25 protein-coding genes and 1 pseudogene are annotated in these 25,403 nt (G+C 69.5%); 20 read left to right on the top strand and 6 right to left on the bottom strand.

Going from position 1 to position 25,403, the window contains the following annotated elements; genetic code table 11:
* Positions 1-436: 436 nt before the first annotated feature.
* The 3 genes and pseudogenes from dprA to BLT23_RS18360 all read left to right on the top strand — a co-directional run.
* Positions 437-1,603, top strand: coding sequence for a DNA-processing protein DprA (gene dprA, locus BLT23_RS18370; RefSeq protein ID WP_090050994.1), 1,167 nt, complete (start codon positions 437-439; stop codon positions 1,601-1,603).
* Between the two features lie 651 nt (positions 1,604-2,254).
* Positions 2,255-3,232 carry a tyrosine recombinase XerC gene (locus BLT23_RS18365; RefSeq protein ID WP_090050993.1) on the top strand — a complete coding sequence of 326 codons (978 nt, stop codon included), beginning with the start codon at positions 2,255-2,257 and terminating at the stop codon, positions 3,230-3,232.
* Positions 3,233-3,419: 187 nt separating this feature from the next.
* Positions 3,420-4,202: pseudogene (locus tag BLT23_RS18360) on the top strand (FliA/WhiG family RNA polymerase sigma factor); the annotation flags it as partial.
* A 1,063-nt stretch (positions 4,203-5,265) separates the two neighbouring features.
* Here the strand turns inward: BLT23_RS18360 and BLT23_RS18355 are convergent.
* Entirely contained in the window at positions 5,266-5,751 is a 486-nt protein-coding gene (locus BLT23_RS18355; RefSeq protein WP_090050992.1) for a M23 family metallopeptidase, read from the bottom strand.
* A gap of 369 nt (positions 5,752-6,120) precedes the next feature.
* Between BLT23_RS18355 and rpsB the strand changes: the two genes are divergently transcribed.
* The 5 genes from rpsB (at position 6,121) to BLT23_RS18330 (ending at position 10,230) form a co-directional block, all read left to right on the top strand.
* Positions 6,121-6,954: a 30S ribosomal protein S2 gene (gene rpsB / locus BLT23_RS18350; RefSeq protein ID WP_090050991.1), complete on the top strand. Its 834-nt coding sequence runs from the start codon at positions 6,121-6,123 to the stop codon at positions 6,952-6,954.
* A 70-nt stretch (positions 6,955-7,024) separates the two neighbouring features.
* Positions 7,025-7,840 carry a translation elongation factor Ts gene (gene tsf / locus BLT23_RS18345; protein ID WP_090050990.1) on the top strand — a complete coding sequence of 272 codons (816 nt, stop codon included), beginning with the start codon at positions 7,025-7,027 and terminating at the stop codon, positions 7,838-7,840.
* A gap of 126 nt (positions 7,841-7,966) precedes the next feature.
* The gene (pyrH, locus tag BLT23_RS18340) at positions 7,967-8,677 is read left to right on the top strand and encodes a UMP kinase (protein ID WP_090096004.1); all 711 of its coding nucleotides are present in this window, start codon (positions 7,967-7,969) and stop codon (positions 8,675-8,677) included.
* Between the two features lie 61 nt (positions 8,678-8,738).
* Positions 8,739-9,296 carry a ribosome recycling factor gene (frr, locus tag BLT23_RS18335; protein WP_090050988.1) on the top strand — a complete coding sequence of 186 codons (558 nt, stop codon included), beginning with the start codon at positions 8,739-8,741 and terminating at the stop codon, positions 9,294-9,296.
* A 70-nt stretch (positions 9,297-9,366) separates the two neighbouring features.
* Positions 9,367-10,230 (top strand): phosphatidate cytidylyltransferase, encoded by an 864-nt coding sequence (locus BLT23_RS18330; protein ID WP_090050987.1) that lies wholly within the window; start codon positions 9,367-9,369, stop codon positions 10,228-10,230.
* Between the two features lie 10 nt (positions 10,231-10,240).
* On the opposite strand, the gene BLT23_RS18325 is transcribed toward BLT23_RS18330, so the two are convergent.
* Complete coding sequence (locus tag BLT23_RS18325) at positions 10,241-11,059, bottom strand: VOC family protein (protein ID WP_090050986.1); 819 nt, start codon at positions 11,057-11,059, stop codon at positions 10,241-10,243.
* A 96-nt stretch (positions 11,060-11,155) separates the two neighbouring features.
* Between BLT23_RS18325 and BLT23_RS18320 the strand changes: the two genes are divergently transcribed.
* Complete coding sequence (locus BLT23_RS18320; RefSeq protein WP_245744022.1) at positions 11,156-11,899, top strand: class I SAM-dependent methyltransferase; 744 nt, start codon at positions 11,156-11,158, stop codon at positions 11,897-11,899.
* A 78-nt stretch (positions 11,900-11,977) separates the two neighbouring features.
* Positions 11,978-12,955, top strand: a complete 978-nt coding sequence (locus BLT23_RS18315; RefSeq protein ID WP_090050984.1) for an aldo/keto reductase — start codon at positions 11,978-11,980, stop codon at positions 12,953-12,955.
* 1 nt (position 12,956) lies between these two features.
* Here the strand turns inward: BLT23_RS18315 and BLT23_RS18310 are convergent, their stop codons facing one another.
* Positions 12,957-13,352 carry a PadR family transcriptional regulator gene (locus tag BLT23_RS18310; protein ID WP_245744021.1) on the bottom strand — a complete coding sequence of 132 codons (396 nt, stop codon included), beginning with the start codon at positions 13,350-13,352 and terminating at the stop codon, positions 12,957-12,959.
* Between the two features lie 182 nt (positions 13,353-13,534).
* On the opposite strand from BLT23_RS18310, the gene rlmN reads away from it, so the two are divergent.
* Both rlmN and BLT23_RS40785 read left to right on the top strand, forming a co-directional pair.
* Positions 13,535-14,641 (top strand): dual-specificity RNA methyltransferase RlmN, encoded by a 1,107-nt coding sequence (gene rlmN, locus BLT23_RS18305; protein ID WP_090050982.1) that lies wholly within the window; start codon positions 13,535-13,537, stop codon positions 14,639-14,641.
* A gap of 320 nt (positions 14,642-14,961) precedes the next feature.
* On the top strand, positions 14,962-15,108 hold the full coding sequence (locus BLT23_RS40785; protein WP_176946803.1) for a hypothetical protein: 147 nt from the start codon (positions 14,962-14,964) through the stop codon (positions 15,106-15,108).
* Here the strand turns inward: BLT23_RS40785 and BLT23_RS18300 are convergent.
* Complete coding sequence (locus tag BLT23_RS18300; protein WP_090050981.1) at positions 15,098-15,589, bottom strand: beta-class carbonic anhydrase; 492 nt, start codon at positions 15,587-15,589, stop codon at positions 15,098-15,100. The two genes, BLT23_RS40785 and BLT23_RS18300, sit on opposite strands and share 11 nt — an antisense overlap.
* A gap of 185 nt (positions 15,590-15,774) precedes the next feature.
* Entirely contained in the window at positions 15,775-16,032 is a 258-nt protein-coding gene (locus BLT23_RS18295) for a DUF2631 domain-containing protein (RefSeq protein ID WP_090051208.1), read from the bottom strand.
* Between the two features lie 157 nt (positions 16,033-16,189).
* Here BLT23_RS18295 and BLT23_RS18290 point away from each other — a divergent pair, with 157 nt between their 5' ends.
* From BLT23_RS18290 to BLT23_RS18265, 6 genes are all read left to right on the top strand, one after another.
* Positions 16,190-17,329: an ABC transporter ATP-binding protein gene (locus BLT23_RS18290; protein WP_090050980.1), complete on the top strand. Its 1,140-nt coding sequence runs from the start codon at positions 16,190-16,192 to the stop codon at positions 17,327-17,329.
* Positions 17,322-18,458 carry an ABC transporter substrate-binding protein gene (locus BLT23_RS18285; protein ID WP_090050979.1) on the top strand — a complete coding sequence of 379 codons (1,137 nt, stop codon included), beginning with the start codon at positions 17,322-17,324 and terminating at the stop codon, positions 18,456-18,458. Before BLT23_RS18290 ends, BLT23_RS18285 begins: the two co-directional genes overlap by 8 nt.
* Positions 18,458-19,297 (top strand): ABC transporter permease, encoded by an 840-nt coding sequence (locus tag BLT23_RS18280; protein ID WP_090051207.1) that lies wholly within the window; start codon positions 18,458-18,460, stop codon positions 19,295-19,297. Before BLT23_RS18285 ends, BLT23_RS18280 begins: the two co-directional genes overlap by 1 nt.
* Complete coding sequence (locus tag BLT23_RS18275) at positions 19,294-20,100, top strand: ABC transporter permease (RefSeq protein ID WP_090050978.1); 807 nt, start codon at positions 19,294-19,296, stop codon at positions 20,098-20,100. Before BLT23_RS18280 ends, BLT23_RS18275 begins: the two co-directional genes overlap by 4 nt.
* Positions 20,101-20,180: 80 nt before the next feature.
* Positions 20,181-21,785 carry a sensor histidine kinase gene (locus BLT23_RS18270; protein WP_143035969.1) on the top strand — a complete coding sequence of 535 codons (1,605 nt, stop codon included), beginning with the start codon at positions 20,181-20,183 and terminating at the stop codon, positions 21,783-21,785.
* Positions 21,782-22,432, top strand: a complete 651-nt coding sequence (locus tag BLT23_RS18265) for a response regulator (protein ID WP_090050976.1) — start codon at positions 21,782-21,784, stop codon at positions 22,430-22,432. Before BLT23_RS18270 ends, BLT23_RS18265 begins: the two co-directional genes overlap by 4 nt.
* Before the next feature lie 199 nt (positions 22,433-22,631).
* Here BLT23_RS18265 and BLT23_RS18260 read toward each other — a convergent pair whose 3' ends face one another.
* Positions 22,632-22,898 (bottom strand): GlsB/YeaQ/YmgE family stress response membrane protein, encoded by a 267-nt coding sequence (locus BLT23_RS18260; RefSeq protein ID WP_090050975.1) that lies wholly within the window; start codon positions 22,896-22,898, stop codon positions 22,632-22,634.
* 136 nt (positions 22,899-23,034) lie between these two features.
* On the opposite strand from BLT23_RS18260, the gene dxr reads away from it, so the two are divergent.
* Positions 23,035-24,165: a 1-deoxy-D-xylulose-5-phosphate reductoisomerase gene (gene dxr / locus BLT23_RS18255; RefSeq protein ID WP_090050974.1), complete on the top strand. Its 1,131-nt coding sequence runs from the start codon at positions 23,035-23,037 to the stop codon at positions 24,163-24,165.
* 7 nt (positions 24,166-24,172) lie between these two features.
* On the top strand, positions 24,173-25,384 hold the full coding sequence (locus BLT23_RS18250) for a M50 family metallopeptidase (protein WP_090050973.1): 1,212 nt from the start codon (positions 24,173-24,175) through the stop codon (positions 25,382-25,384).
* The last annotated feature ends 19 nt before the right edge of the window (positions 25,385-25,403 follow it).

Raw genomic sequence — 25,403 nt, 5'->3', positions numbered from 1 at the left:
CGCATCAGCCTCAACAGCCCCGCCCACCTCGGTGAAGCGCTCCGTTCCACCCGACACGTCGACCGCGTCCGAGCTGACCACTCCGCCGGGCCCGCCCCCTCCCTCGACCCGGCCCGCCGTGCCACCTACGCCCACGCCGCCCCTGGCACCGCCGCAGTTCGCTTCACCCACACCGCCTCGTCCGCCCACACCGCCTCGTCCGGTTACATCCCCTGGTCCGGCCACATCGCCCGCTCCCTCTATGTCTCTCTCATCGGCCTCGCCACCCCTCTCCGAGCCGCCGCCTGCGTCCGAGCCGCCGCCACCTCCCGCATCGCCCGCATCGCCAGGAGCGCCGCTACCTCCCTCGCTTCCCGCATCGTCCGCATCGCCGGGACCACCGCCACCTCCCTCGCTTCCGACATCGCGCGCATCGCCCGGACCGCAGCCACCTCCCATGCCTCCCACGGCGCCCGCATCACCTGCTTCACCCGCTTCACGTGCCGATGCTGTTCGCCTGGCCAGGGCCTACCTGTCCCGGGTCGCCGAGCCCTACCCGGCGGCACTGGCCGCGCTCGTCGACCGGGTCGGCCCGGTCGAGGCCGCGGAGCGGGTGCGCGAAGGCGCGGTGTCGTCGTCGGTGGCCAGCCAGACCTCGGCCCGGCGAGCCGAGGAACGAGCCCGTGAGGACATCGAGCGGATCACCAAGATCGGAGGTCGGCTGGTCGTGCCGGAGGACGACGAATGGCCTCGGTGGCCGTTCGTCGCGCTCGGTGTGGCGGCGCAGCGGTGTGGGGGTGAGCCGCTCGCCTTGTGGGTGCGGGGTCCGCACGACCTCGGCGAGGTGACGGACAAGGCCGTCGCCGTCGTCGGGTCCCGCGCTGCCAGCGGGTACGGCGAGCACGTCGCGGGCGAGTTCGCGTTCGGGCTGGCGCAGGCCGGTGTGACGGTCGTGTCGGGTGCTGCCTACGGGATCGACGGCGCTGCTCATCGCGGTGCGCTCGGCGCCGGCGGACTGACGGTCGCGGTGCTGGCGTGCGGCGTCGACTTCGCCTATCCCGCCGGGCACCAGGGGCTGCTCGCGAAGATCGCGCGGGAAGGTCTGGTCGTCAGCGAGTACCCGCCCGGCGTGACGCCCGCGCGGCACCGGTTCCTCACCCGCAACCGGATCATCGCGGCGCTGGGCGGCGGCACGGTGGTCGTCGAGGCCGGCAGGCGCAGCGGCGCCAAGAACACCGCCGCCATCACGCTCGCGTTGGGACGGCCGCTGATGGTCGTGCCCGGCCCGGTGACGTCGGCCAGTTCAGCCGGGTGCCACGAGCTGTTGCGCGACGGGCAGGCGGTGTCGGTCAGCTCGGTGGCCGAGATCGTCGAGTCCGTCGGGCGGTTCGGGGACGACCTCGCGACCGAGCCTGCCGAGAAGGAGAGCTCGCTGGGCGCACCTCACGGTGACGCCATGCGGGTCTACGAGGCACTGGGAAAGCGGTGCGGCGTCAGCGACGAGGTCGTGTCGGTCGAGTCCGGAGTGCCCTTGGACCGGGTCCGCGCCCTGCTGCCCGAACTGGAGCTGGCCAGGCTGGCGCTGCGCGTCGACGGCGGCTGGCAGAAGCTGGAGGTGAGTTGACCATCTGACGCAGATAAGTCCACTGTGGACAGAGGTGGATCGTGATCGCTGCCGGGTGCGCGCGCGACCTGGCGGGCGGGTGAGGCCGATGTAGGCGGTGGGGTTCTGCCTTCAGGCGAACTGTTTCCCGTGGAGGAACCATCACCTGCCGCCTCGCTTCTTCCGGCGAGCCGCCCTGAACGCCGCCGTCGGACCGCCCTGAATGCCGCCATTGGACTTCCCTGAAAGCCGCGGTCGAACGGCTCCGGGCGCTGCTGTCAGCTTTCTGAACGCTGTCGTCAGTCCGCTCCGGACGCTGTACATCGGTGCTCCTGCCTACCTGCCTCGTTACCTCCTGCTTCTCATCGTGTGCGAAAGCCGCGTCGGGATCGCCGCGGTCGGCTGTCCGGTATGAGACAGCGGCGACGTTGTGCGCGGAACCCTCCTACGGGGGTAGTGGCGACGGGCCTGCGGGGGTGGCGATGGGCTGTTTGGCGGTAGTTGTGGCTGTCCTCACTACTCCGAAAGGTGATCTGTGCATGCCGCTACCGCTTTTGGTCGTCACAGCGCGTTGAAACGTTATCTGTCAGCGGACTATGAGAGCGCTCCCAAATGCCGCGGGGGTGTGGCGCTACTTGACCAATCGCCCCGACTGGCGCAGCGTCTTGGCCTATGTCCCCGCCGCCGCATGGTCGGACACGCCGTGTCGATCTCGTTCGCCTGCGCGAAAAGCTGCCCGAAGGCGTGGGGGAGGCGTTGCGGCAGTACGAGAGGCATTTGACGTTGGAGCGGGATCTCTCTCCGCACACGGTGCGCGCTTACATCGGCGACGCTGTGGCGTTGCTGGGACATGTCGCCGGGAATAGCCCTGATGAGGCCGAGATCGGTCGAATCGACCTGGCGGGTCTGCGGTCCTGGCTTGCTGCGCAGCGCACTGCGGGCGCCAGTCGCACGACGCTTGCGCGGCGGGCCGCTGCCGCGCGTGCGTTCACCGCGTGGGCGCACCGCGTGGGGCACCTCACGACCGATCCGGGGCCACGGCTCGCCGCGCCGAGGCCGCACCGGACGTTGCCGTCGGTGCTGCGCGAAGATCAGGCGAAGGACGCGATGGCGGCCGTATCCTCCGGCGCGTCCGAGGGCGACCCGGTTGCGCTGCGTGATCAGGCCGTGGTGGAGTTGCTGTACGCCACAGGTATCCGTGTGGCCGAGCTGTGCGGTCTCGACCTCGACGACGTGGACTACTCCCTAAGGGTGATTCGAGTTCTGGGCAAAGGTGGACGCGAACGCAGCACGCCGTTCGGCGTGCCGGCCGAGCGTGCGCTGCGGCGGTGGCTGGACGAGGGGCGAAACGCGCTGGTAGCTCCGGATTCGCCGCCGGCTCTGTTCCTCGGTGCTCGTGGTGGCCGGCTGAACCAGCGGGCGGTCAGGACTCTTGTCCACGAGGTGATGGCCGCGGTGCCCGGCGCGCCGGACATCGGGCCGCACGGGTTGCGCCACTCCGCTGCGACCCATTTGCTGGAAGGAGGAGCGGACCTGCGCACCGTCCAAGAACTGCTTGGTCACGCTACGCTCGCAACGACTCAGCTTTACACACACGTCACTGTCGAACGGCTGAAGGCGATCCATGACCGAACCCACCCCCGTTCCTGACGCCGCAGGGGGAGGATCGCGTACGGCGACCGTGCCCCCTGACCCCGTGCTGCCCGCACCGGCTTCGAAGCAGGCGAGCAACGGGCACCGTCAGAACGGAGCGCCGCGCACCGAGGCGAGCACGGAGCCCGGTGCGAACACGCACGTCAACGGCGCGCCCGTGGCCGCCCAGACGGCGGTGACGCGTGCGGACGTCCGGTCCGGTGACGACGTCGAGGCCGGCATCGTCGCGCTGTGGCGCAGCTACGGCCAGTCCCGTGACCAGAGCCAGCGCGACCGCCTCGTGCTGCACTACGCGCCGCTGGTCAAGTACGTCGCGGGCCGCGTCGGCACCGGCCTGCCCGCACACGTCGACGTGGCCGACCTGATCCAGTCCGGCATCTTCGGCCTGGTCGACGCGATCGAGAAGTTCGAGCCGGAACGCGGCCTCAAGTTCGAGACCTACGCCATGCAGCGCATCCGCGGCGCGATCCTCGACGACCTGCGCTCCCAGGACTGGGTGCCGCGCTCGGTCCGCAGCCGCGCCCGCGACGTCGAACGAGCCCTGGAGCGCCTCGGCGCCAAGCTGCAGCGCACGCCCACCGACCGCGAGCTCGCCGCAGAGCTCAAGATCGGCCTGGCGGAGCTGCGCGAGCTGTACGGCCAGCTCCAGCTCACCAGCGTCGTCGCCCTCGACGAGCTGATCGCACCGAACAAGGGCGGCTCCTCCCTGGCCGAGTCGCTGCCCGACGACGCCGCCGAAGACCCGGTGGCCAGCCTCGTCGACCAGGACAGCCGCCGCTAGCTGGCCGACGCCATCGCTCAGCTCGCTGAACGCGACCGCGTGGTCGTGACGCTCTACTACTTCGAGAACTTGACACTTGCCGAGATCGGCAAGGTCCTCGGCGTCACCGAGTCCAGGGTCTGCCAGCTGCACACCCGCGCCGTCCTGCGCCTGCGCACCAAGCTCAACGAGCAGTCCGAAGCCTGACCGCGCCTCCTCCCACCGCAACGCGGCGGGTGCCGGGCTGCCGGAAAGCCGTACCGGGAAACCGTGCGTGCCTCACTTCTGTGGTCGCAGACCTCCTCTCGCGCCCCGGTCGGGGCTAATTCACTCGAAAGGGTGGCGCCAGAATTGCCGCCCGTACTCGCCGTGCCCATTCGGGCATTGCCCGGTATTGCCGGGCGAGTTGTTGATGAGTGACCTGATGAGCCGTGATGTGGTGGATGAGATTCGGGAACTCGCCGCGTGCTGAGCGGAAATGGCGTGGCAGCGGGCGGGTCGGGCGGTGATGCGAGCGCAGCGCTGGCGATTCGGTGGAACGGGAATTCGGCGCAAATGGGAATCGACTGAACAGGACATGGGCGTGGCGCCGGGGAGTGAGGGCCGGCTGGTGAGTGCAGCGCTGGGGTTTGGGGCGGCGGAGTCAGCACGGGTTAAAGGCCAGGACGGCGAATCACGGCGGACGGCGATAGGAGCGGGCGGCCAGCGCGGCGGGGCGGCTGGCGGGGTCTGGCGACTAATGGTGCGGATGGGCAGCAAGCGTGGGTGGGGGAGCAGGGCGGATGGTTAGAGGCGGATGGGTAGAGGGCGGGCGCATAAAGGGGCAGTGCTGGTGCGGGTGGGCGCTGGTGCCGTGAACGGTTCGGGAGGTGGGGGAACAGGCGGCCGGGAGGGGAGTCCGTGAGCCTCCCGGCCGCCTGGCGGGCGCTTGCGGCGCGCAACGGGGGTCGCGCCGGTTACTGCCGCCGCTTGGCGGCGGAGCGCCCTTTCGGAGCGCCGCGCGGGCTGGGAGGGGTGCTGCGCGGCGGTGGTCGTGGGTGGGAGGTGTCGCAGGGTGGTGGTCATGGTGGAGATGTCGCACGGCGGCTGTGCATGAGCTTGTGGAAACCCGCGCCGTAGGGGCTCTCCGGTCGGCGGGAGTTCTTGTCGTAGTGGCTCGTGGGATGGCAGGGCTGACGGGTGGGCACGTGGCTCGTGGGATGGCAGGGCTGGCGAGGTGCGCACGTGGCCGCGGGGCGTGGCGCGGGCTGGTGGGCATGGCCTGGGGGGCTCAGGGGCCTCGCGGCCCAGCAGGCAGGGGGAGCAGGCGGACTCGCGGGGCTGTCACTAGGCGGAGCGGGTCCAGGTAGGTCTGGCCTCGGCGGGCGCCCCAGTGCAGGCACGGGGTGGAGCAGTGGCCCTCCTGCAGGTGGCCGATGACCTCGCCTTGGCGCACGCGGTGGCCGCGTTGCACGGTTGGGGTGATGGGTTCGTAGGTGGTGCGGAGGCCGCCTCGGTGTTGCAGGGAGACGAGGGTGCGGGTGGCGACTGGGCCGGCGTGGACGACCAGGGCGTCGGCTGTGGCCAGTACCGGTGTGCCGGCGGGGGCGGCCAGGTCCGCGCCGCGGTGGCCTGGGCCGTACGGGGTGGTGGGGGCTTCGAAGGCGCGCACCACCGGGTGGGGTGGGGGCAGGGGCCAGGTGAAGCGGGGCTGGGGCGTGGGTGGCGGCTGGGTCAGGAGTGTCGCCAGGAGCAGGGCGGTGGGGAGGAGGGGCATGGGTCAACGGTGGTGGATGGGAGGGGTAGGGGCCACGGGGGATCTGGAAGCTGTGGATTACTCGCCGGTTGTGGACAAGTGCCCTGGGTGCGGCGGGGGCGATTCGAAGTTTGTCGGGGATGAGGAGTAGACTTTCGGGCGCGTCCCGTCTGTGCGCGGGGCGACTTCGCGTACCAACGCAGATCCGGCCTGCTGGTTCCAGTCTGGTCGAGTCACGACGTCCGACGGTCCTGACGGTGCAGGGATGCACCGCTGGTGCGGGCGGCGGCGGAGGTACCAGGGCTGAGGGCCGACCTGGTCCGAGGCGTCAACCGACCGACGCGCAAAGGCGAGACCTGGCGCGTCCGACAGATGAGGTGCGAACCGGCCATGGCCGTCGTAACCATGAAGCAGCTGCTCGACAGCGGCGTGCACTTCGGGCACCAGACGCGGCGCTGGAACCCGAAGATGAAGCGCTACATCTTCACCGAGCGCAACGGCATCTACATCATCGACCTGCAGCAGACGCTGACCTACATCGACCGGGCTTACGAGTTCGTCAAGGAGACGGTCGCGCACGGCGGGTCGATCCTGTTCATCGGCACCAAGAAGCAGGCGCAGGAGGCCATCGCCAACGAGGCGCTCCGCGTCGGCATGCCCTTCGTGAACCAGCGCTGGCTGGGCGGCATGCTCACCAACTTCTCGACGGTCCACAAGAGGCTCCAGCGGCTCAAGGAGCTGGAGTCGATGGAGCAGACCGGCGGCTTCCAGGGTTTCACCAAGAAGGAAATCCTGATGATGAACCGCGAGAAGGACAAGCTGGAGCGCACGCTCGGCGGTATCCGCGACATGTCCAAGGTGCCCAGCGCCGTGTGGATCGTGGACACCAAGAAGGAGCACATCGCGGTCGGTGAGGCTCGCAAGCTGAACATCCCGATCGTGGCGATCCTCGACACGAACTGCGACCCGGACGAGGTCGACTACCCGATCCCGGGCAACGACGACGCGATCCGTTCCGCCGCCCTGCTGACCAAGGTCGTGGCCGAGGCCGCTGCCGCCGGTCTCATGCAGCGCTCCGGTGGCCGCCGCGACGCCGCCGAGGGTCAGGACAAGCCCGAGGTCGCGAGCGACGAGCCGCTGGCGGAGTGGGAGCAGGAGCTCCTGACCAACTCGTCGGCCGAGGCCCCCGCCGAGGCTCCGGCCGAGCAGCCCGTCCAGTCCTGATCTCCCCCACGCGGCGCCCGGCACCTCGGGCGCCGCGTGACTCACGCGCGTACATCGCAGAAGGAAAACGATGGCGAACTACACCACCGCGGACGTCAAGAAGCTCCGCGAGCTGACCGCCGCCGGCATGATGGACTGCAAGAAGGCGCTCGACGAGGCTGACGGCGACTTCGACAAGGCCGTCGAGATCCTGCGCATCAAGGGCGCCAAGGACGTCGGCAAGCGCGCCGAGCGCACCACGTCCAACGGCCTCGTCGCCGTCAAGGACGGCGCGATGGTCGAGCTGCGGTGCGAGACCGACTTCGTGGCCAAGAACGCGGACTTCGTCGCGCTGGCCGACGAGATCGCCGCGATCGCCAAGGCCAACAAGGTCGCCGACGTCGAGGCCCTCAAGGCCGTCGAGGTCGACGGCAAGACGGTCGACGCGCTGGTCCAGGAGTTCTCCGCCAAGATCGGCGAGAAGCTCGAGCTGGCGAAGGCCGTCGACTTCGACGGCACCGTCGCGACCTACCTGCACCGCCGTGCCGCGGACCTGCCGCCGGCCGTCGGCGTGCTCGTCGAGTACACCGGTGACAACGCCGAGGTCGCGAAGGGCGCCGCGATGCAGATCGCGGCGATGCGCCCGAAGTACGTCACCCGTGAGGACGTCCCCGAGGAGCTGGTGGCCAACGAGCGCCGCATCGCCGAGGAGACCGCTCGCGAGGAGGGCAAGCCCGAGGGTGCGCTCCCCAAGATCGTCGAGGGTCGCGTCAACGGCTTCTTCAAGGACGTCGTGCTCCTCGAGCAGGCTTCCGTGACGGACAGCAAGAAGACGGTCAAGGCTCTCCTGGACGAGGCCGGCGTGACGGTTGTCCGTTTCGCTCGGTTCGAGGTCGGCCAGAGCTGATTGCGACGAGGGCGGGGTTGCGGCACACCAGCGACCCCGCCCTCGGCATGTCCACACGACTGCTCAAAGCAAGCCACGAGGAGAGGACCTGTGAGCGAAGAAGGTAGCCACGGCTACAACCGGGTGATGCTCAAGCTCGGTGGTGAGATGTTCGGCGGCGGTGGCGTCGGTGTGGATCCCGACGTCGTGCAGACGGTCGCCAAGCAGATCGCGGCCGTCCACAAGTCCGGCGTGCAGGTGGCCGTCGTGATCGGTGGTGGCAACTTCTTCCGCGGGTCCGAGCTCCAGCAGCGCGGCATGGACCGGTCGCGCGCCGACTACATGGGCATGCTCGGCACGGTCATGAACTGCTTGGCGCTGCAGGACTTCCTCGAGCGCGAGCACGGCATCGACACCCGCGTGCAGACCTCGATCCAGATGACGCAGGTCGCCGAGTCCTACATCCCCCGCCGCGCGATGCGCCACCTCGACAAGGGCCGCGTCGTGATCTTCGGTGGCGGCGCGGGCCTGCCGTACTTCTCCACCGACACCACGGCCGCCCAGCGCGCGCTGGAGATCGGCTGCGAGATCGTCCTGATGGCGAAGGCCGTCGACGGCGTCTACACGGCCGACCCCAAGATCGACCCGGACGCGCTGATGTTCGACAACATCACCCACCGCGAGGTGCTGGAGCGCGGCCTCAACGTCGCCGACGCCACGGCGTTCAGCCTCTGCATGGACAACAACATGCCGATCCTCGTCTTCAACCTCCTCACCGAGGGGAACATCGCGCGCGCCGTCCGTGGTGAGAAGATCGGAACCCTGGTGAGCACCCCCGGTGGCCGTCCGGCCTTCTAGACCTGGTGGGATCTCCCCAGGACCGGGTATTGGGCACGAACACGCAGAGCAAGGAGCAGTCGTGATCGACGAGACCCTCCTCGACGCCGAGGAGAAGATGGAGAAGGCGGTTTCGGTGGCGAAGGAGAACCTCGCCTCCGTTCGTACCGGTCGTGCGACTCCCTCGATGTTCAACCGGATCCAGATCGACTACTACGGCTCGCCCACGCCGCTGAACCAGATGGCGAGCATCACGGTTCCCGAGGCGCGCATGGCGGTCGTCAAGCCCTACGACGCGAGCCAGCTGACCGCGATCGAGAAGGCGATCAGGGACTCCGACCTGGGCGTCAACCCGAGCAACGACGGCACCCTGATCCGCATCGTGATCCCGCAGCTCTCCGAGGAGCGCCGCCGGGACATGGTGAAGGTCGCGAAGCAGAAGGGCGAGGACGCGCGCGTCTCCGTCCGCGGTGTCCGCCGCAAGGCGAAGGAAGAGATCGACCGGCTCGTCAAGGACGGCGAGGTCGGTGAGGACGACGGTTCCCGCGGTGAGAAGGAGCTCGACGCTCTCACCCACAAGTACACCGCCCAGATCGACGAGCTCGTGAAGCACAAGGAAGCAGAGCTCCTCGAGGTCTGATGTCCCCGTTCGTTTCGCCCGGCCTCCTCGCCGCAGGCGTCGTTACAGCCCAGGCCGGGCGGAGGTCGTGATGGGAGCACCAGTGGCAGGCAGTCCCGCGGAGGTGCCCGCGTCCAAGCCGTCACGCGCGGGACGTGACCTGCGAGCGGCGATCCTGGTCGGTGTCGGGCTCGGCGCGCTGGTCGTCCTGTCGCTGCTGGTCGTCCGGCAGACCTTCATCGGCGTCGTCGCGGCCGCCGCCGCGGTGGCGACGTGGGAGCTGGGGACGGCGCTGCGCAAGGGCGGCATCAACGTCGCCCTGTGGCCCGCGCTCATCGGCGGCCAGGCGATCATCTGGCTGTCCTGGCCGCTGGAGCGCTCCGGCATGATGACCGCGTTCGTGGTCACCGTGCTGGTGTGCATGATCTGGCGGTTCCGGGGCGGCTCGGACGGCTACCTGCGCGACCTCAGCGCGTCGGTGTTCACCGTCGCGTACGTGCCGCTGTTCGCGGCGTTCGCGGCCATGCTCGTCGTTCCCGAGGACGGCGTGGGCCGTGTCATCGCGTTCATCCTCGGGGTCGTGCTCTCCGACGTCGGCGGCTACGCGGCCGGTGTCTTCCTCGGCAAGCACCCGATGGCGCCGAAGATCAGCCCGAAGAAGTCCTGGGAGGGCTTCGGCGGGTCGCTGACCGCAGGCGTGGTCGGTGGCGCGATCACGGTGACGACGCTGCTCGACGGCCAGTGGTGGCAGGGCGCGCTGTTCGGCGCTGCTCTCGTCGTCACGGCCACGGCGGGTGACCTGGTCGAGTCGCTGATCAAGCGCGACCTCGGCATCAAGGACATGGGCACGCTGCTGCCCGGCCACGGCGGCCTGATGGACCGGATGGACTCGCTCCTGCCGTCCGCCGTCGCGTCGTGGCTGCTGCTGCACCTCTTCGTGCCGCCGGTGCTGTGACGCCGGTGCGCTAGTCGTCGAACGGGTCGTCGACCTCGGCCCGCGGCCCGGCTTCGATCTTGCGCGACGGGTCGATGACCGAGAAGGCCATTCCCGCGTGGTCCTCGACCACGGTGATGCGTCCGAACGGGGTGTCGTAGGGCTCGACGGTGACCCGGCCGCCGAGCTCCAGGACCCGGTACGCCACCGAGTCGGTGCCGATCTCGGGCGCTGCGTTGAAGTACACCATCCAGTGCGACCGCTCCCCGTAGGGGAACTCGCGGCCCATCTTCTGGCGTCCGATGACCTCGGTTCCTTCGAGGGAGTAGGACGCGTAGTCGAGTCTGTGCCCGTCGCCGATCTGGGTGATGTCGTAGGAGCACAGCTCGCCGAAGAACTCGTCCGCCGCCGCTCCGTCGCGGGTGTTCAGCTCGGCCCACGCGTACGCGCCGTGACCCGCGATGCCGAACCGCCAGTCCGGCGGCACGTGCCGGAAGCCGACGACGGCGCCGGTCGGGTCGGCGATCACCGTGCTCTGCGTGTGGTCCGGGCCGTCCTCGGGGTTGCGCAGGACGGACCCTCCCAGGTGGAAGACCTTCTCGGCGGTGGCGCGGGCGTGCGGTGTGACCAGGTACAACCGCCACGGCTCCGGCTCGCCCTGGGGTAACCCGGCGACCGGGACACCGTCGACCATCGCGACCGTGTAGCCGCCGTCGTCGGCGTAGTGCCAGCCGAAGAGGCCGGTGTAGAACTCGATCGCGCCTCTGAGATCGTCGACGGATCTCTCCACCCAGCAGGGACTTCCGCTGAGCAACGGCGCGAGCTGGGGCGAGTTGGGCGCGATCGACACTGCCGCCTCCTGCAGGGAAGAGAGATGCGGTCACGCTACGCCGCAACTCGACGAATTCGTACGGTCCCGGGCAAATCCAGGTCTTACAGTGGCTCCGTGAGGGGATTCGTGCGGGCGGCGTTGAACGCGGTGCGCCCGGCAGACGTGGTGCCCAGCCCGAACATCTGGCACTGGCCCGACGTCTACGAGGTGGAAAATCGCGCGCAGGACGTGAACGGGGCCATTTGGGCGGCAATTGGCGAAGAATGTCCGTTTGACGGCTTGGACGTCGTGGACGTCGGTTGTGGCGACGGTTTCCACCTGCCGATCTTCGCCCGCACCGCCGGGTCCGTCACGGGGGTCGAGCCGCACCCTCCGCTCGTCGCGCGCGCCAGGAACAGGGTCGACGGGCTGACGAACGCCCGCGTCGTTTCCGGTCCCGCACAACGGCTCCCGCTCGACGACGCGTCCGCGGACCTCGTGCACGCCCGTACCGCTTACTTCTTCGGGCCGGGCTGTGAGCCGGGGATGCGCGAGGCGGACCGGGTGCTGCGTCCCGGGGGCGCGTTCGTGGTCGTCGATCTCGACGGCGCCGCCGAGCCGTACGGGCCGTGGCTGTGCGCCGACGAACCGCGTTATGACCCGGCGGCAGTCGAGAAGTTCTTCGCGGACAACGGTTTCACGCTCCGGCGCGTCACCGCGGAGTGGCGCTTCGAGAAGCGGGAAGACCTGGAGGCTGTGTTGCGCATCGAGTTCTCCGCCAAGGTCGCGGAGCGCGCGATCGCGTCGGTCACGGGGCTGAGCTTTCCCGTCGGTTACCGGGTGCACGTGCGGCGAAAGCCGAAGGGGCTGATCGTGTGATCCGGGGGAGAAGCCCTGTGTCCGCCTGAAAAGTGCACACGCTGAACTACCTGCGGTAACGGACTAGGCTCGGCTTTCGTGGAGAAGCGAAACGCAGGCAGGTTGAACCGCGAGGTCGGTGTCGTCGGGCTCGGGTGCTGGCAGCTCGGCGCCGACTGGGGCGAGGTGGACGAGAACGACGCGCTCTCGCTGCTGCACGCCGCCGCTGACAACGGTGTCGACTTCTTCGACACCGCCGACGTGTACGGCGACGGCCGCAGCGAGACGCTCGTGGGCAGGTTCCTGAAGGAACGCAAGGACGACGGCATTTTCGTCGCCACGAAGATGGGCCGGCGGCTCCCGGAGCAGACGCCGGAGGGCTACACGCGAGAGAACTTCCTCGCGTGGAACGACCGGAGCCGCCGAAACCTCGGCGTGGACACGTTGGACCTCGTGCAGCTGCACTGCCCGCCCACGGCCGTGTACAGCCGTGACGAGGTGTACGACACGCTGGACGAGATGGTGGAGCAGCAGCGGATCGCTGCCTACGGCGTGTCGGTGGAGAAGGTCGAGGAGGCGCTGGAGGCGATCAAGCGCCCGAACGTGGCCAGCGTGCAGATCATCCTGAACGCGTTCCGGCTGAAGCCCCTCGATACGGTGCTGCCGGCCGCGGCGGAGGCGGGGATCGCGATCATCGCGCGCGTGCCTCTCGCGTCCGGGCTGCTCAGCGGCAGGTACACGGCGGACACGACGTTCGGCGCGGACGACCACCGCAACTTCAACCGCAACGGCGAGGCGTTCGACGTCGGCGAGACCTTCTCCGGCGTGCCCTTCGAGGTGGGCCTGGAGGCCGTCGAACGGCTGCGGCCGCTGGTGCCGGAAGGCGCCACGATGGCGCAGTTCGCGCTGCGCTGGATCATCGACCAGCCCGGGGTGACGGTCGTGATCCCCGGCGCGCGCAACGTGGAGCAGGCCGCCGCCAACGTGGGTGCCGCCGCTCTGGAGCCGGTGGACTCCAAGGCCGTCGAGGCCGTGTACGACGAGCTCATCCGCCCGCACGTGCACGACCGCTGGTAGCTCACTCCTCGGCGAGGATGGCGTAGAGCTTGCGCCGCATCTCGTTGTAGAGCTCGGCCGCGCGTGCCTTCTGCTCGGGTGAGCCCGCGTGGGAGATCTGCTCCATCGCGGCGCCGAGCAGCCGGACGGCCGTGCGCAGCTCGCCGTCGACCGGGTCGAGCTGGATGTCGATGTCGCGCCAGGGCGGGGCCGTGTGCTCCGTCCTGCCGTGCTCGGTCAGGTCGAACAGCTTCTTGCCTCCCTCCTCCTGGGAGGAGACCAGGCCCTCGTCGGCGAGCATCTGCAGCGTCGGGTAGACCGAGCCGGGGCTTGGGCTCCACACGCCTCCGGTGCGCCGGGCGATCTCCTGGATGATCTCGTAGCCGTGCATGGGCCGTTCGGCCAGCAGGGACAGCACGGCTGCCCGGACGTTGCCGCGCCTCTGGCGGCCGCCCCTGCCACCGCCCCCGAAGGGTCCGTGGCGATGCCTGTGGTGGTGCTCTCGGTGGTGTCGGTTCATCATGTCGTTAACGATATATCGGAAGCTATCGCGATACAACGGTCTTGTGTTGGTGAAGTTCGTGGGACACTAGATGTGCTATGACTTCCCTTCCCCTCGTCTTCGACGCGCCCAAGCGCGGCCTGCCGCCGCGCCACCTCGTCGACCTGTCGCCTGCCGAACGTGCCGAAGCCGTCGCCGCTCTCGGCGAGAAGCCGTTCCGCGCCAAGCAGCTGTCGAACCACTACTTCAGCCGCCTGACCGTGGACCCGGCCGAGATGACCGACATCCCGGCCGCCGCCCGCGACAAGCTCGTCGCCGACCTGATGCCGCCGCTGTTCACGGTCGTGCGCAAGGTCACCACCGACGAGGGCACGACGGCGAAGACGCTGCTGCGCGCGCACGACGGCACGCTCATCGAGTCCGTGCTGATGCGCTACCCGGACCGCGCGACCCTGTGCATCTCGTCGCAGGCGGGCTGCGGCATGGCGTGCCCGTTCTGCGCCACCGGCCAGGGCGGCCTGCAGCGCAACCTGTCGACCGCGGAGATCGTGGACCAGGTGCGCCTCGGCGCCGCAGCGATGCGCGACGGCGAGCTGCCCGGCGGCCCCGGCCGCCTGTCGAACATCGTCTTCATGGGCATGGGCGAGCCGCTCGCGAACTACAAGCGCGTGATCGAGGCCGTCCACCGCATCACCGCGCCCGCGCCGGACGGCCTGGGCATCTCCCAGCGCACGGTCACCGTGTCGACGGTCGGCCTCGTGCCGGCGATCCGCAAGCTGACCGAGGAGAAGCTCCAGGTCAGGCTCGCGGTGTCGCTGCACACGCCGGACGACGAGCTGCGCAACACGCTGGTGCCGGTGAACACGCGCTGGGACGTGGCCGAGGTGCTGGAGGCCGCGCGCGGCTACGCCGACCAGACCGGGCGCCGCGTGTCGATCGAGTACGCGCTGATCCGCGACATCAACGACCAGGGCTGGCGCGCCGACCTGCTCGGCAAGAAGCTGCGCAAGCACCTCGGGCAGCTCGTGCACGTGAACCTCATCCCGCTGAACCCGACCCCTGGCTCGAAGTGGGACGCCTCGCCGAAGCCGGTGGAGCGCGAGTTCGTGCGGCGGGTCCGGGAGCAGGGCGTGGAGTGCACCGTGCGCGACACCCGCGGTCAGGAGATCGCGGCGGCCTGCGGTCAGCTCGCCGCCGAGGGCTGAAGACGGAGCGAGAGTTCGGGCGGAAATCGCTGGGGTGAGCGGCGCGAAACCCCCGCGATGAAACGCCAGGGGGAACGCTGGCGCGCTCGTCAGCACGGTCCGGCTGGGCAGTGACGAGTACCGCGTGATGCGGCCTGCCCGGCCGTTGAAGCACGCGCCGCTGTACCGCTCACTGTGCGGTGCCAGGGACTGGAAGAACCCGACTACTCGCGGCTCTACCACCGCGAGTACCGGGACCTGCTGCACAGCGACGTCGTAGCGGGCGCGGTGTTCGTCGTCGGCAGCAGGCTCGCGTTCCGGAACGAGGGGCACGCGTTGCGGTGGTTGTCGAGGACGGTCCGCAGTACATGCACGAGAACCCCGGCACGCACTGTTGCGCGGAGATCACCGAGTACCGGTGGTCCTGGGAGCGGCTGCACGTCACCTACTCCGACGACCACCGCGTGGCGAGCCCTTCTAGGGCTTGACCTCGGTGAGCAGGCCAGTGGCCACGTCGAACACGAAGCCGCGCACCGAGTCCTTCACCGGGACGAACGGGTTGGCGAGGATTCGCGCGAGCGACTGGCGCACGTCCTCCTCGACGTCGCCGAACGCCTCGGCGGCCCACGAGGGCTTCACACCGACCTCGTCCTGGATGGAGCGCTTGAAGTCGTCGTCGGTGAACGTCAGCATGCCGCAGTCGGTGTGGTGGATCAGGATGATCTCGCGGGTGCCGAGCAGGCGCTGGCTGATGGCGAGCGACCGGATCTCGTCCTCGGTCACCACGCCGCCGGCGTTGCGGATGACGTGCGCCTCGCCCTCCTGGAGGCCGAGCGCGCGGTAGACGTCCAGACGGGCGTCCATGCAGGCCACGACGGCCACGTGCTTCGCGGGCGGCAGGGGGAGCGGGCCGCTGAACTGGGCGGCGTAGGTGGCGTTGTTGACGAGCAGTTCGTCGGTCACCGTCATCGGTCGAGTCCTCTCACCTGGATGTATCGGTGAGCAAACTGTCCGGTGTGCACGGCCGCAACAGTGCCCGGCTGGTGAGAACCGCCCTCACTCCGACATGTGCGGTGACCGACGCATCTGCCGCGCGGGGCAGAAACACGCTTGCCCCGGTGCGAGGCCGCACCGGGGCAAGGAGAGTTCGCGGGTCAGCGGCGCCAGGACGTCCTGCGGCGTGCGGCGTCCCACAGCAGCAGGGCGATGATCGTGATGCCGGACGCGATCAGCCAGATGTTCTCGGTCTGACCGTGGTGGTTGCCGATCAGCATCAGGAAGCAGAAGACCGCGGACAGCCAGCCGGCGATGCGGGTGCCCTTGGGCAGCGTGCCGTGCCAGCCCCACTCGTGCGACGGCTCCTCGTGAGGGTCGACGGCAGGACGCTTGTCCAGTTCCGAGGACGAAGCCACGGTTTCCTCCACTGCTCATCCGGATTACTTGGTCATCGTCGCACACGAGGACGAGCACGGTGGTGTGAGGTCGCGCGCGCACGGCTTACGAGCGAGGTGGAGCGGGTCTACGCTCGGCGCGACCCCCTCCCGCACGACCTCGCGAAGGCATCTCGACTTGACCGGCTTCTCTCCCGCCGAGGTCTCCACCCCGGACACGTTCGCTCCCGTCGAGATCGGTCTCCACGGTGTGCGCAAACGTTTTGCCGACCAGGTGGCGGTCGACGGCATCTCGCTCGACGTCCACGAGGGCGAGTTCTTCTCCGTGCTCGGTCCGTCGGGCTGCGGCAAGACCACCGTCCTGCGGATGATCGCCGGGTTCGTCGACCCCGACGAGGGCCGCATCGAGCTCGACGGCAACGACATGGTGGGCGTGCCTCCGTACCGGCGGGACGTCAACACGGTGTTCCAGTCGTACGCGCTGTTCCCGCACATGTCGGTGTGGGACAACGTCGCCTACGGCCTCAAGCGCAAGAAGATCCGCGGTGAGGAGCTGAAGAAGCGCGTCGGCGAGCACCTGGAGCTGGTCCGGCTCTCGCAGTTCGCGAAGCGCAGGCCCGCGCAGCTGTCCGGCGGTCAGCAGCAGCGCGTCGCCATCGCGCGTGCGCTCGCCGCGGACCCGCAGTTGCTGCTGCTCGACGAACCGCTCGGTGCTCTCGACGCCAAGCTCCGCAAGGAGCTGCAGATCGAGCTGATGCGCATTCAGCGCGAGGTCGGCACGACGTTCCTCTACGTCACGCACGACCAGGAGGAGGCGCTGGTCCTCTCGCACCGCATCGCGGTGATGAACGCGGGCAGGATCGAGCAGGTCGGCTACCCCGAGGACGTCTACGAGCGGCCCGCCACCCGGTTCGTCGCCGGCTTCATCGGCACGTCGAACATCCTCGACGCCGAGGTGTCCGGTGTGGACGACGGGCTGGTGTCGCTGACGGCTCCCGGCGCCACGAACCTGCGGGCCCGGTTCACCGGAGGTGTCCGCCACGGCCAGAAGGTCGCCGCGACCGTCCGGCCTGAGAAGGTGCACCTGTTCGACGAGACTTCCGAGCCGCCCACGGGCTGGTGCGTGCTGACCGGGGTGGTGCACGACGTCGTCTACACGGGCGTCTCCACGCAGTTCGTCGTGGACACGCCCGACGGCGTGCTCTCGGCGTTCGTGCAGAACGCGCAGCGCATCGACGACGCGGGTGCGCCCGGCCAGCGGGTGCGCATGGCGTGGGACCCGGAGTTCACCGTGCTGCTGGAGCAGTCCGATGGCTGACCAGGTGCGGATCGCCCGGCTGTGGGACGTCGACAGCCCGCGGGTGACCCGGCGCACGATGCTGGGCTCGATGGCGTTCTTCGCGCTCGCCGCGTGCGCGGTCGGGCCGGCGCCCACGAACAGCGGCGGCACGGACGGGGCTGGCAAGGCGGCGAACCTGGTCGACGAGCCGCGGCTCAACTTCTACAACTGGACCGACTACATCGCGCCGGAGACGCTGCCCGGCTTCACGGCGGTGACCGGCATCGAGGTCACCTACGACAACTTCTCCACCAACGACGAGATGGAGGCGAAGATCGCCTCCGGCCAGGCCGGCTACGACCTGGTGGTGCCGAGCGACAACTTCCTGCGCCGGTTCCTGCGCTCCGGTCTGCTCCAGCCGCTCGACCACGACGCGATCCCGAACCTGGCCAACCTGGAGCAGCGGTTCGTCGAGGCCGAGTACGACCCCGGCAACCGGTACTCCGTGCCGTGGGCGTGGGGCACGACCGGTCTGGCCTACTCGAAGTCGCAGCTGGGCGACGAGGTCACCGGCTTCGACGCGTTCGACCTGCCCGCCGCCCGCGGCCGCAGCTCGATCCTCGACGAGGCCCGCGACGGCATGGCGATCGGCCTGCTCAAGCTCGGCCACGACCCGAACACGACCGACGCGCGGCAGATCGACGACGCGGCGAACTTCCTGCTGTCGCTGAAGAAGAAGCTCGGCCAGATCAACTCCGACGTGATCGAGCCGCTGACCTCCGGCCAGGTCCGGCTCGCGCAGGCGTACTCCGGCGACGCCTTCCAGGCGAGCGACGCCAACGACGACGTCGGCTACGTCATCCCGGAGGAGGGCGGGCTGTCCTACGTGGACCTGCTGGTCATCCCGAAGGACGCGCCGCACGCGGGCAACGCGCACCGGTTCATCGACCACGTGCTGGGCGCGGAGACGGGCGCGGCGCTGTCCAACGCCGTCCGGTACGGCAGCCCGAACGCCGCCGCGAAGCCGCTGATCGACAAGGACCTGCTGAACGACCCGGCGGTCTACCCGCCCGCGGAGCAGCTGGCGAAGCTCCCGTTCACGAAGGACCTCGGCGGCGACGTCGAGGCGCTCTACGCGGACGCCTGGACGAAGGTGAAGACCGGGTGATGCTCCGACGCTGGCTGAAGGCCAACGGCCTGCTCGCTCCGACCGGGATCTGGCTCGGGCTCTTCCTGATCGCGCCGCTCGTCGTGGTCGTCGAGTTCAGCTTCGCGACGCGCGACACCGGCGTGGCGCGCGCCGTGCTGCCGTGGACGACGCAGGCGTACCTGACGGCGCTGGACCCGGCGTTCCTGCCGATCTTCGGGCGCACCTTGGCGTACGCGGGGGCGACGACCGTCGCGTGCCTGCTGCTCGGCTTCCCGCTGGCCTGGTTCATCTCGCGCCACGGCGGCAGGTACCGGACGGTGCTGCTCGCGGCGGTGCTGATTCCGTTCTGGTCGAGCTACCTCGCCCGGATCTACGCGTGGAAGGCGCTGCTCGACGGGGAGGGCCTGGTCAACACGGTGCTCGGCTGGGTGGGGCTGGACCGCGACGGCGGGTTCCTGCTCACGCACGGGGCGGTCGTGCTCGGCCTCACGTACGGGTTCCTGCCGTTCATGGTGCTGCCGCTGTACGTGGCGTGCGAACGGTTCGACTTCCGGCTGGTGGAGGCGTCCTACGACCTCGGCCACGGGCGCGTGTCGACGTTCTTCCGGATCGTGCTGCCGGGCGTGATGAGCGGGGTGCTGGCCGGGTCGTTGCTGGTCCTGGTGCCCGCGGCCGGTGACTTCGTGACGCCGAAGCTGCTCGGCGGGGTCGACCAGTCGACGTTCGGGTCGGTCATCGACGACCAGTTCCGCGGCGGCAACAACTGGCCGCTGGGCTCGGCGATGGCCGTGCTGCTGCTCGTGCTGGTGGTCGTGGTGCTCGTGCTGCGCGGGCGGCGTGGGGAGGACGTGCTGTGAACCGTCGTCCGTGGGTGCTCGGCACCGTGGCCGTCCTGGTCTTCCTGTTCCTCTACGCGCCGATCGCGTGGCTGGCGGTCGCGTCGTTCAACTCGTCGCGGTCGCTGTCGCGGATCAGCGGCTTCTCCTTGCAGTGGTACGCCGAGCTGGCCGACGACACGCGGGTCTTCGCCTCGCTGCGGCTCACCCTGGAACTGGCGCTCGCGTCGGCGGCGATCGCGACGGTCATCGGCACGCTGGCGGCGTTCGGGCTGCGCAGGGCGTTCCCCGGCCGCGGCCTGTGGACGGTGCTGCTGTCGTTGCCGCTGGTGGTGCCCGAGGTCGTCATGGGCGTGGCGATGCTGGGGTTCTTCGTGAAGCTCGCCGGCGTCCCGCTCGGGTTCGGCGCGCTGCTGTTCGCCCACGTGGCGTTCTCGCTGAGCTTCGTCGTCGTGGTGGTGCGGTCGCGGGTGTCCGGGATGGACGTGCGGATGGAGGAGGCGGCGGCCGACCTGGGCGCCTCGCCGTTCACCGCGTTCCGGACCGTCACGCTGCCGCTGGTGGCGCCCGCGGTGGCGGCGGGCGCGGCGTTCGCCTTCCTGCTGTCGTTCGACGACGTGGTGATCTCGTCGTACCTGACCGGTGTCGGGTCGACGACGCTGCCGGTGTTCGTCTACGCGCAGGCGTCCAAGCGCGGCATCTCGCCGGAGATCGTGGCGTTGTCGACGCTGATGGTCGCGGCGACGGCGTTGTTGCTGGTCATCGGCGTGGTCATCGCGTCGTGGCGAGCGCGCAGGGCCGGTGCGGCCGCCCGGCTGGTCTGACCGCCGCGTCAACTTTCGTCGTGCGGAGTCGATACTCCAGCGTGCCGCGCGGACGTGGGACGTCTCGTTAGCTTGAGGGCGTGACTACTGCTGTGCGGGAGAGGGGCGAGGCGTTCCTCGCCGACGTCCTGGCCCGCTTCCGGACGCTGACCTGGGTGCGGCTCGTCGGCGACCTGGTCGTCCTGGTGGGGGCGATCCTGCTGGACCTGTGGCCGGGACCGTGGGGGGACGGGCAGGCGTCCGGCCTGACGCTCGTCGCGTACGTAGCCGGGTACGCGGTGCTGCTGCCGCTGCGGCACGTGCTGCCGGCGACGTTGATGATCGCGGGGGCGGCGGTCCCGTTCGGCGGCCCCGCGTTCATGGTCGTGCTGAGCTACACCGCCGGGCGCCGGATCGAGTCGTGGGTGAAGGGCGTCGTGTCGACCGCGGCGACGTTCGCCGTCGTGGTGGTCTTCTGGGACTGGGCGGCGCGGCCGATCGACCTCGATCCCGTCTACGCGATGCTGATCCTGATCACGCTCTTCGGCGTGGGCGTGGCGCTGCCGTTCCTGGTCGGCCGGTACCTGGCGCAGCGCGAGGCGCTCGTGCAGGCGATGCGGGACCGCGAGCTGCGCATGCGCGGCGAGAACAAGCTGATGGCCCGGCAGGTGCGCCTGCGCGAACGCAGCCGCATCGCCCAGGACATGCACGACAGCCTGGGGCACCGGCTCTCGCTGATCTCCGTGCACGCCGGAGCGCTCGCGATGGACCCGTCGCTGGGGGAGAAGCAGCGCGAGGCGATCGGGGTGCTGCGCTCGGCGGCGTTGACCGGCATGGAGGAGCTGCGGGCGATCATCGGCGTCCTCCGCGCCGAGGACGGTCCCGACGACGACCCCGCCACGCGAACAGTGGAATCCATCGACTCGTTGGTGGCCGACGCGCGCAAGGCCGGGGTGCTCGTCAGCCTGGTCCGAGGCGGGCAGGCGCACCCGTTGCCGTCACGCGTCTCCCACGCCGCGTATCGTGTCGCGCAGGAGGGCCTGACCAACGCGTCGAAGCACGCACCCGGCGCCGCCGTGCAGGTGTCGGTGAAGTACGAGCCGGACGCGCTCGTCGTCGAGGTGCGCAACAACCCGCCCCGCAACGGCACACCGGCCGGTTCGCCGGGGGTGGGCCTGATCGGCCTGACCGAACGCGTCCGCGTCGCGGGCGGAATCCTGCACGTCGGAGCGTTGCCGACCGGCGGTTTCCGGATCGCCGCGGTGCTCCCGTACGAGGAGACCGCGCTGCCGGACGAGCCGGAGGACGAGCAGGACGAGACAGAGGCGCCGCAGGGCATCCGCAAGTGGGCGGGCGTCGGCTCGATCGCGGGCGCGACCCTGGTCCTGGCGGTGATCATCGGCGGCTTCTCCGTCCTCGGCGCCCAGCCGGTGACAGAGGTCGTCTCGCAGGAGAACCTCGACCGCATCCAGGTGGGCCAGCCGGAGGACGAGGTGCGCGAGCTGCTCCCGTCCGGCGACGAACCGCTGGTGGCCGACGGCGAGCTGCGGTCGCAGGCGTCCCCGGAGCCGCCGGACGCGACCTGCGTCTACCACCTCACCGACGAGCAGTCGTACCTCGCGAAGGGCACCAGGGTGGTGCGTTTCTGCTTCCGGGACGGCAAGCTGGTCGAGAAGAAGATCCACGTGCAGAGGAACGGTCAATGATCCGGGTGCTCATCGCCGACGACGAACCGCTGATGCGAGCAGGCATCAAGGCGATCCTCGGCACCGCCGACGACATCGAGCTGGTCGCGGAGGCGGGCGACGGCCACGAGGCGCTGCAGGCAGTCCGCGAGCGCAGGGTGGACGTGGCGGTGCTCGACATCCGGATGCCGCGCATGGACGGCCTGGCGTGCGCCCGCGAGCTGAAGACGCTCGCCCCGTCCGTGCGGGTCGTGATGCTGACGACGTTCGGCGAGGACGAGAACATCGTGCGTGCCCTGTCCGACGGCGCCGCGGGCTTCCTGCTGAAGGACTCGGCTCCGGAAGAGCTGCTCAGGGCCGTGCGGGCGGTGCACAACGGCGAGGCGTACCTCTCGCCGATGGTCACGTCCCGCGTGGTCGGCATGGTGGCGACCTCGGGCCAGCCGAAGCGCCAGGAGGCGCAACGGGCCGTGGCGGGCCTCACCGAGCGCGAGGTGGAGGTGCTGGCGCTGCTCGGCCAGGGCATGTCGAACGCCGACGTGGGCGCCAAGCTGCACATGTCGGAGGCCACGGTGAAGACGTACGTCTCCCGCCTCCTGGCCAAGCTGGGCCTGACCAACCGCGTCCAGGCGGCCCTGCTGGCCAGGGACGCGGGCCTGGCGAACTAGAAAACCCCGCGCCAGGTGCCCAACGCGCACCTGGCGCGGGGGCTCGGCCTTGCCTGGTGCGGCAGCTGTCGATCCGGGCGGGGGGATCGCGAGTTCGTGCTTCCCGACGAACTCGCCGCCGTCGCGAAGCGACGGCCAACAAACACAGAGACCGTCCGGGTGTCACCCGGACGGTCTCCGACGTCTTTCCGCGAAGCAGTTACACCCGGCTTCGCCGACCCGTCACGAGGCGGTAGATGCCCAGCAGGATCAGCGACCCGACGATCGCGAGAAGCCAGGTCCGGATCTCGAAGAACGAACCCAGATCGGTCCCGAAGAGCGCGGATCCGATGAATCCGCCCAGGATCGCGCCGACGATGCCGATCAGCATCGTGATGATGATTCCGCCCGGGTCGCGACCCGGCATGATCGCCTTGGCGATTGCTCCGGCCAGCAGGCCGAGCACGATCCATCCGAGGATGCCCACCGAGAGTCTCCTTCCATCTGCTTGACGCGGAAGGAATGCCCTCGAACCGGTGACTTCACACCTCCAAAACCACTTCGTTATCAAAGTATCGGGCTGTGCCGGTGCTCTCAGGCACTCTCCGGAACAATGAGGGGCGATGAGTACTCCACGCACTGTGCTGATCCTGGGTTCGACCGGTTCCATCGGGACCCAGGCGCTCGACGTCATCCGGCGCAACCGCGATCGCTTCCGCGTCGTCGGGCTCGGCGCGGGCGGGCGTCAGCTGGACCTGCTCAAGGAGCAGGCGCAAGAGTTCGACGTGCCCGTGGTGGCGGTGGCGAACGGTGCCGACGTCCCCGGCGTCAGGACGCTGACCAGCATGGTCGACCTGATCGAGGCGGCTCCGGCGGACGTCGTGCTGAACGGCATGGACGGGTCGCGCGGCCTCGAGCCCTCGCTGAAGGCCCTGGAGACGGGTGCCACGCTGGCGCTCGCGAACAAGGAGTCGCTCATCGCGGGCGGGCCGCTCGTGCTGAAGGCGGCGAAGCCGGACCAGATCGTGCCGGTCGACTCCGAGCACTCGGCGCTCGCGCAGTGCCTGCGCGGTGGCACCGCGAACGAGGTGCACAAGCTGGTGCTGACGGCGTCCGGCGGGCCGTTTCGCGGGAAGACCCGCGGTGAGCTCGAGGGCATCACGGTGCAGCAGGCGATGGCGCACCCGACGTGGTCGATGGGGCAGGTCGTCACGATCAACTCGGCGAACCTGGTGAACAAGGGCCTGGAGCTCATCGAGGCGCACCTGCTGTTCGGGGTGCCGTACGACCGCATCGACGTCGTGGTGCACCCCCAGTCCATCATTCACTCGATGGTGACCTTCACGGACGGCTCGACGCTGGCCCAGGCATCGCCTCCGGACATGCGCCTGCCCATCTCGCTCGGTCTCAGCTGGCCCGAGCGCGTCGCGGGCGCCGCTCCCGCCTGTACCTTTGACACCGCCACCTCGTGGACGTTCGAACCCGTGGACAGCGTCACGTTCCCGGCGGTCGAGCTCGCGCGGCGGGCGGGCCGGGCCGCGGGGTGCCTGCCCGCGATCTACAACGCCGCGAACGAGGAGGCACTCGCCTCCTTCGTGGCGGGCAAGACGTCGTTCCTGTCGATCGTGGACACCATCGGCCAGGTTCTCGGCGAGGCGAAAGACTGGCAGAAGGACCCCGCGGACGTCGCGGAGGTCCTGGCCGCCGAGGACTGGGCGCGCGCACGTGCCCGCGAGCTGGTTGGAAGGAACTGAGCTTTCCGTGAACACTGTCGTCAACATCCTCGGGGTGCTGCTGTTCGCGTTCGGCATCGCGGTGTCCATCGCGCTGCACGAGTTCGGGCACCTGCTGACCGCGAAAGCCTTCGGCATGAAGGTCACCCGGTACTTCATCGGCTTCGGCCCGAAGCTCTTCTCCTTCCGCAAGGGTGAGACCGAGTACGGCCTGAAGGCCATCCCGGCCGGCGGCTTCTGCGAGATCACCGGCATGACGGCCCTGGACGAGGTGCACCCGGACGACCGCAAGCGCGCCTTCTACAACCAGAAGGTGTGGAAGCGCGTCGTCGTGCTGTCCGCGGGGTCGATCACGCACTTCATCCTCGGCTTCATCATCCTGCTGATCCTCGCGATGTCGCTGGGCCTGCCCAACAACAAGGACGAGCCCGTCCTCGCGACCATCGCCGACTGCGTGCAGGACCACACCGTCCCCTACGACGCGCCGTGCCCGGCGGGTGCCCCGTCCCCGGCCAAGAGCGCGGGCCTGCAGCCGGGCGACCGCATCCTGGCCATCTCGGGCCAGCCGATCGCCACGTGGTCGGACATGCAGAAGGTCACGCGCGACCTGAGCGGCCCGAACGAGTTCAAGGTGCTGCGCGACGGCAAGGAGGTCGCGCTGACCGTCGACGTGCCGAAGGTGAGCCGCCAGGTCACCGACGGCAAGGGCGGCACCGAGATCAAGGAAGTCGGCGCGATCGGCGTCATCGTGCAGCAGTCGTTCACCTACGGCCCCGTCGAGGCGGTCCCGGCCGCGGTGAGCTTCACCGGCACGATGTTCGTGAACACCTGGCAGGGCCTCATGCGCTTCCCCGAGCGCATCCCGGCCGTGGTGAAGGCCATCGGCGGCGGCGAGCGCGACCTCGACACCCCGATCTCCGTCGTCGGCGCCTCCCGCCTGGGCGGCGACGCGGCCGAGCGCGGCCTGTGGGCGTTCTTCATGCTGATGCTCGCGGGCCTGAACTTCTTCGTCGGTGTGTTCAACCTCCTGCCGTTGCTCCCGCTTGACGGTGGTCACATCGCCGTCAACCTCTACGAACGGGTGCGAGACTGGTTGAGGAAGCTGCGCGGGAAACCCGCCGGCGCCCCGGTCAACTACATGCGCCTGCTGCCCCTCACGTACGTGGTCATCTTCATCGGTGGCGCCATCACGCTGCTGACCGTGACCGCCGACATCGTCAACCCGATCAGGTTGCAGTAGTGAATTACGGAAAGGTGCA

Source organism: Lentzea fradiae (assembly GCF_900100955.1).
Lineage (GTDB): Bacteria > Actinomycetota > Actinomycetes > Mycobacteriales > Pseudonocardiaceae > Lentzea > Lentzea fradiae.
Note: the sequence above shows the minus strand (reverse complement) of the source record. Positions and strands in the feature narration are given on the sequence as shown.

Excerpts from the sequence above, each read along its gene's own strand:
- dprA (WP_090050994.1), top strand. The coding sequence starts at position 437 with ATGCCTCCCACGGCGCCCGCATCACCTGCTTCACCCGCTTCACGTGCC.
- BLT23_RS18365 (WP_090050993.1), top strand. The coding sequence starts at position 2,255 with ATGTCCCCGCCGCCGCATGGTCGGACACGCCGTGTCGATCTCGTTCGC.
- BLT23_RS18355 (WP_090050992.1), bottom strand. The coding sequence starts at position 5,751 with ATGCCCCTCCTCCCCACCGCCCTGCTCCTGGCGACACTCCTGACCCAG.
- rpsB (WP_090050991.1), top strand. The coding sequence starts at position 6,121 with ATGGCCGTCGTAACCATGAAGCAGCTGCTCGACAGCGGCGTGCACTTC.
- tsf (WP_090050990.1), top strand. The coding sequence starts at position 7,025 with ATGGCGAACTACACCACCGCGGACGTCAAGAAGCTCCGCGAGCTGACC.
- pyrH (WP_090096004.1), top strand. The coding sequence starts at position 7,967 with ATGCTCAAGCTCGGTGGTGAGATGTTCGGCGGCGGTGGCGTCGGTGTG.
- BLT23_RS18330 (WP_090050987.1), top strand. The coding sequence starts at position 9,367 with ATGGGAGCACCAGTGGCAGGCAGTCCCGCGGAGGTGCCCGCGTCCAAG.
- rlmN (WP_090050982.1), top strand. The coding sequence starts at position 13,535 with ATGACTTCCCTTCCCCTCGTCTTCGACGCGCCCAAGCGCGGCCTGCCG.
- BLT23_RS18300 (WP_090050981.1), bottom strand. The coding sequence starts at position 15,589 with ATGACGGTGACCGACGAACTGCTCGTCAACAACGCCACCTACGCCGCC.
- BLT23_RS18285 (WP_090050979.1), top strand. The coding sequence starts at position 17,322 with ATGGCTGACCAGGTGCGGATCGCCCGGCTGTGGGACGTCGACAGCCCG.
- BLT23_RS18280 (WP_090051207.1), top strand. The coding sequence starts at position 18,458 with ATGCTCCGACGCTGGCTGAAGGCCAACGGCCTGCTCGCTCCGACCGGG.
- BLT23_RS18265 (WP_090050976.1), top strand. The coding sequence starts at position 21,782 with ATGATCCGGGTGCTCATCGCCGACGACGAACCGCTGATGCGAGCAGGC.
- dxr (WP_090050974.1), top strand. The coding sequence starts at position 23,035 with ATGAGTACTCCACGCACTGTGCTGATCCTGGGTTCGACCGGTTCCATC.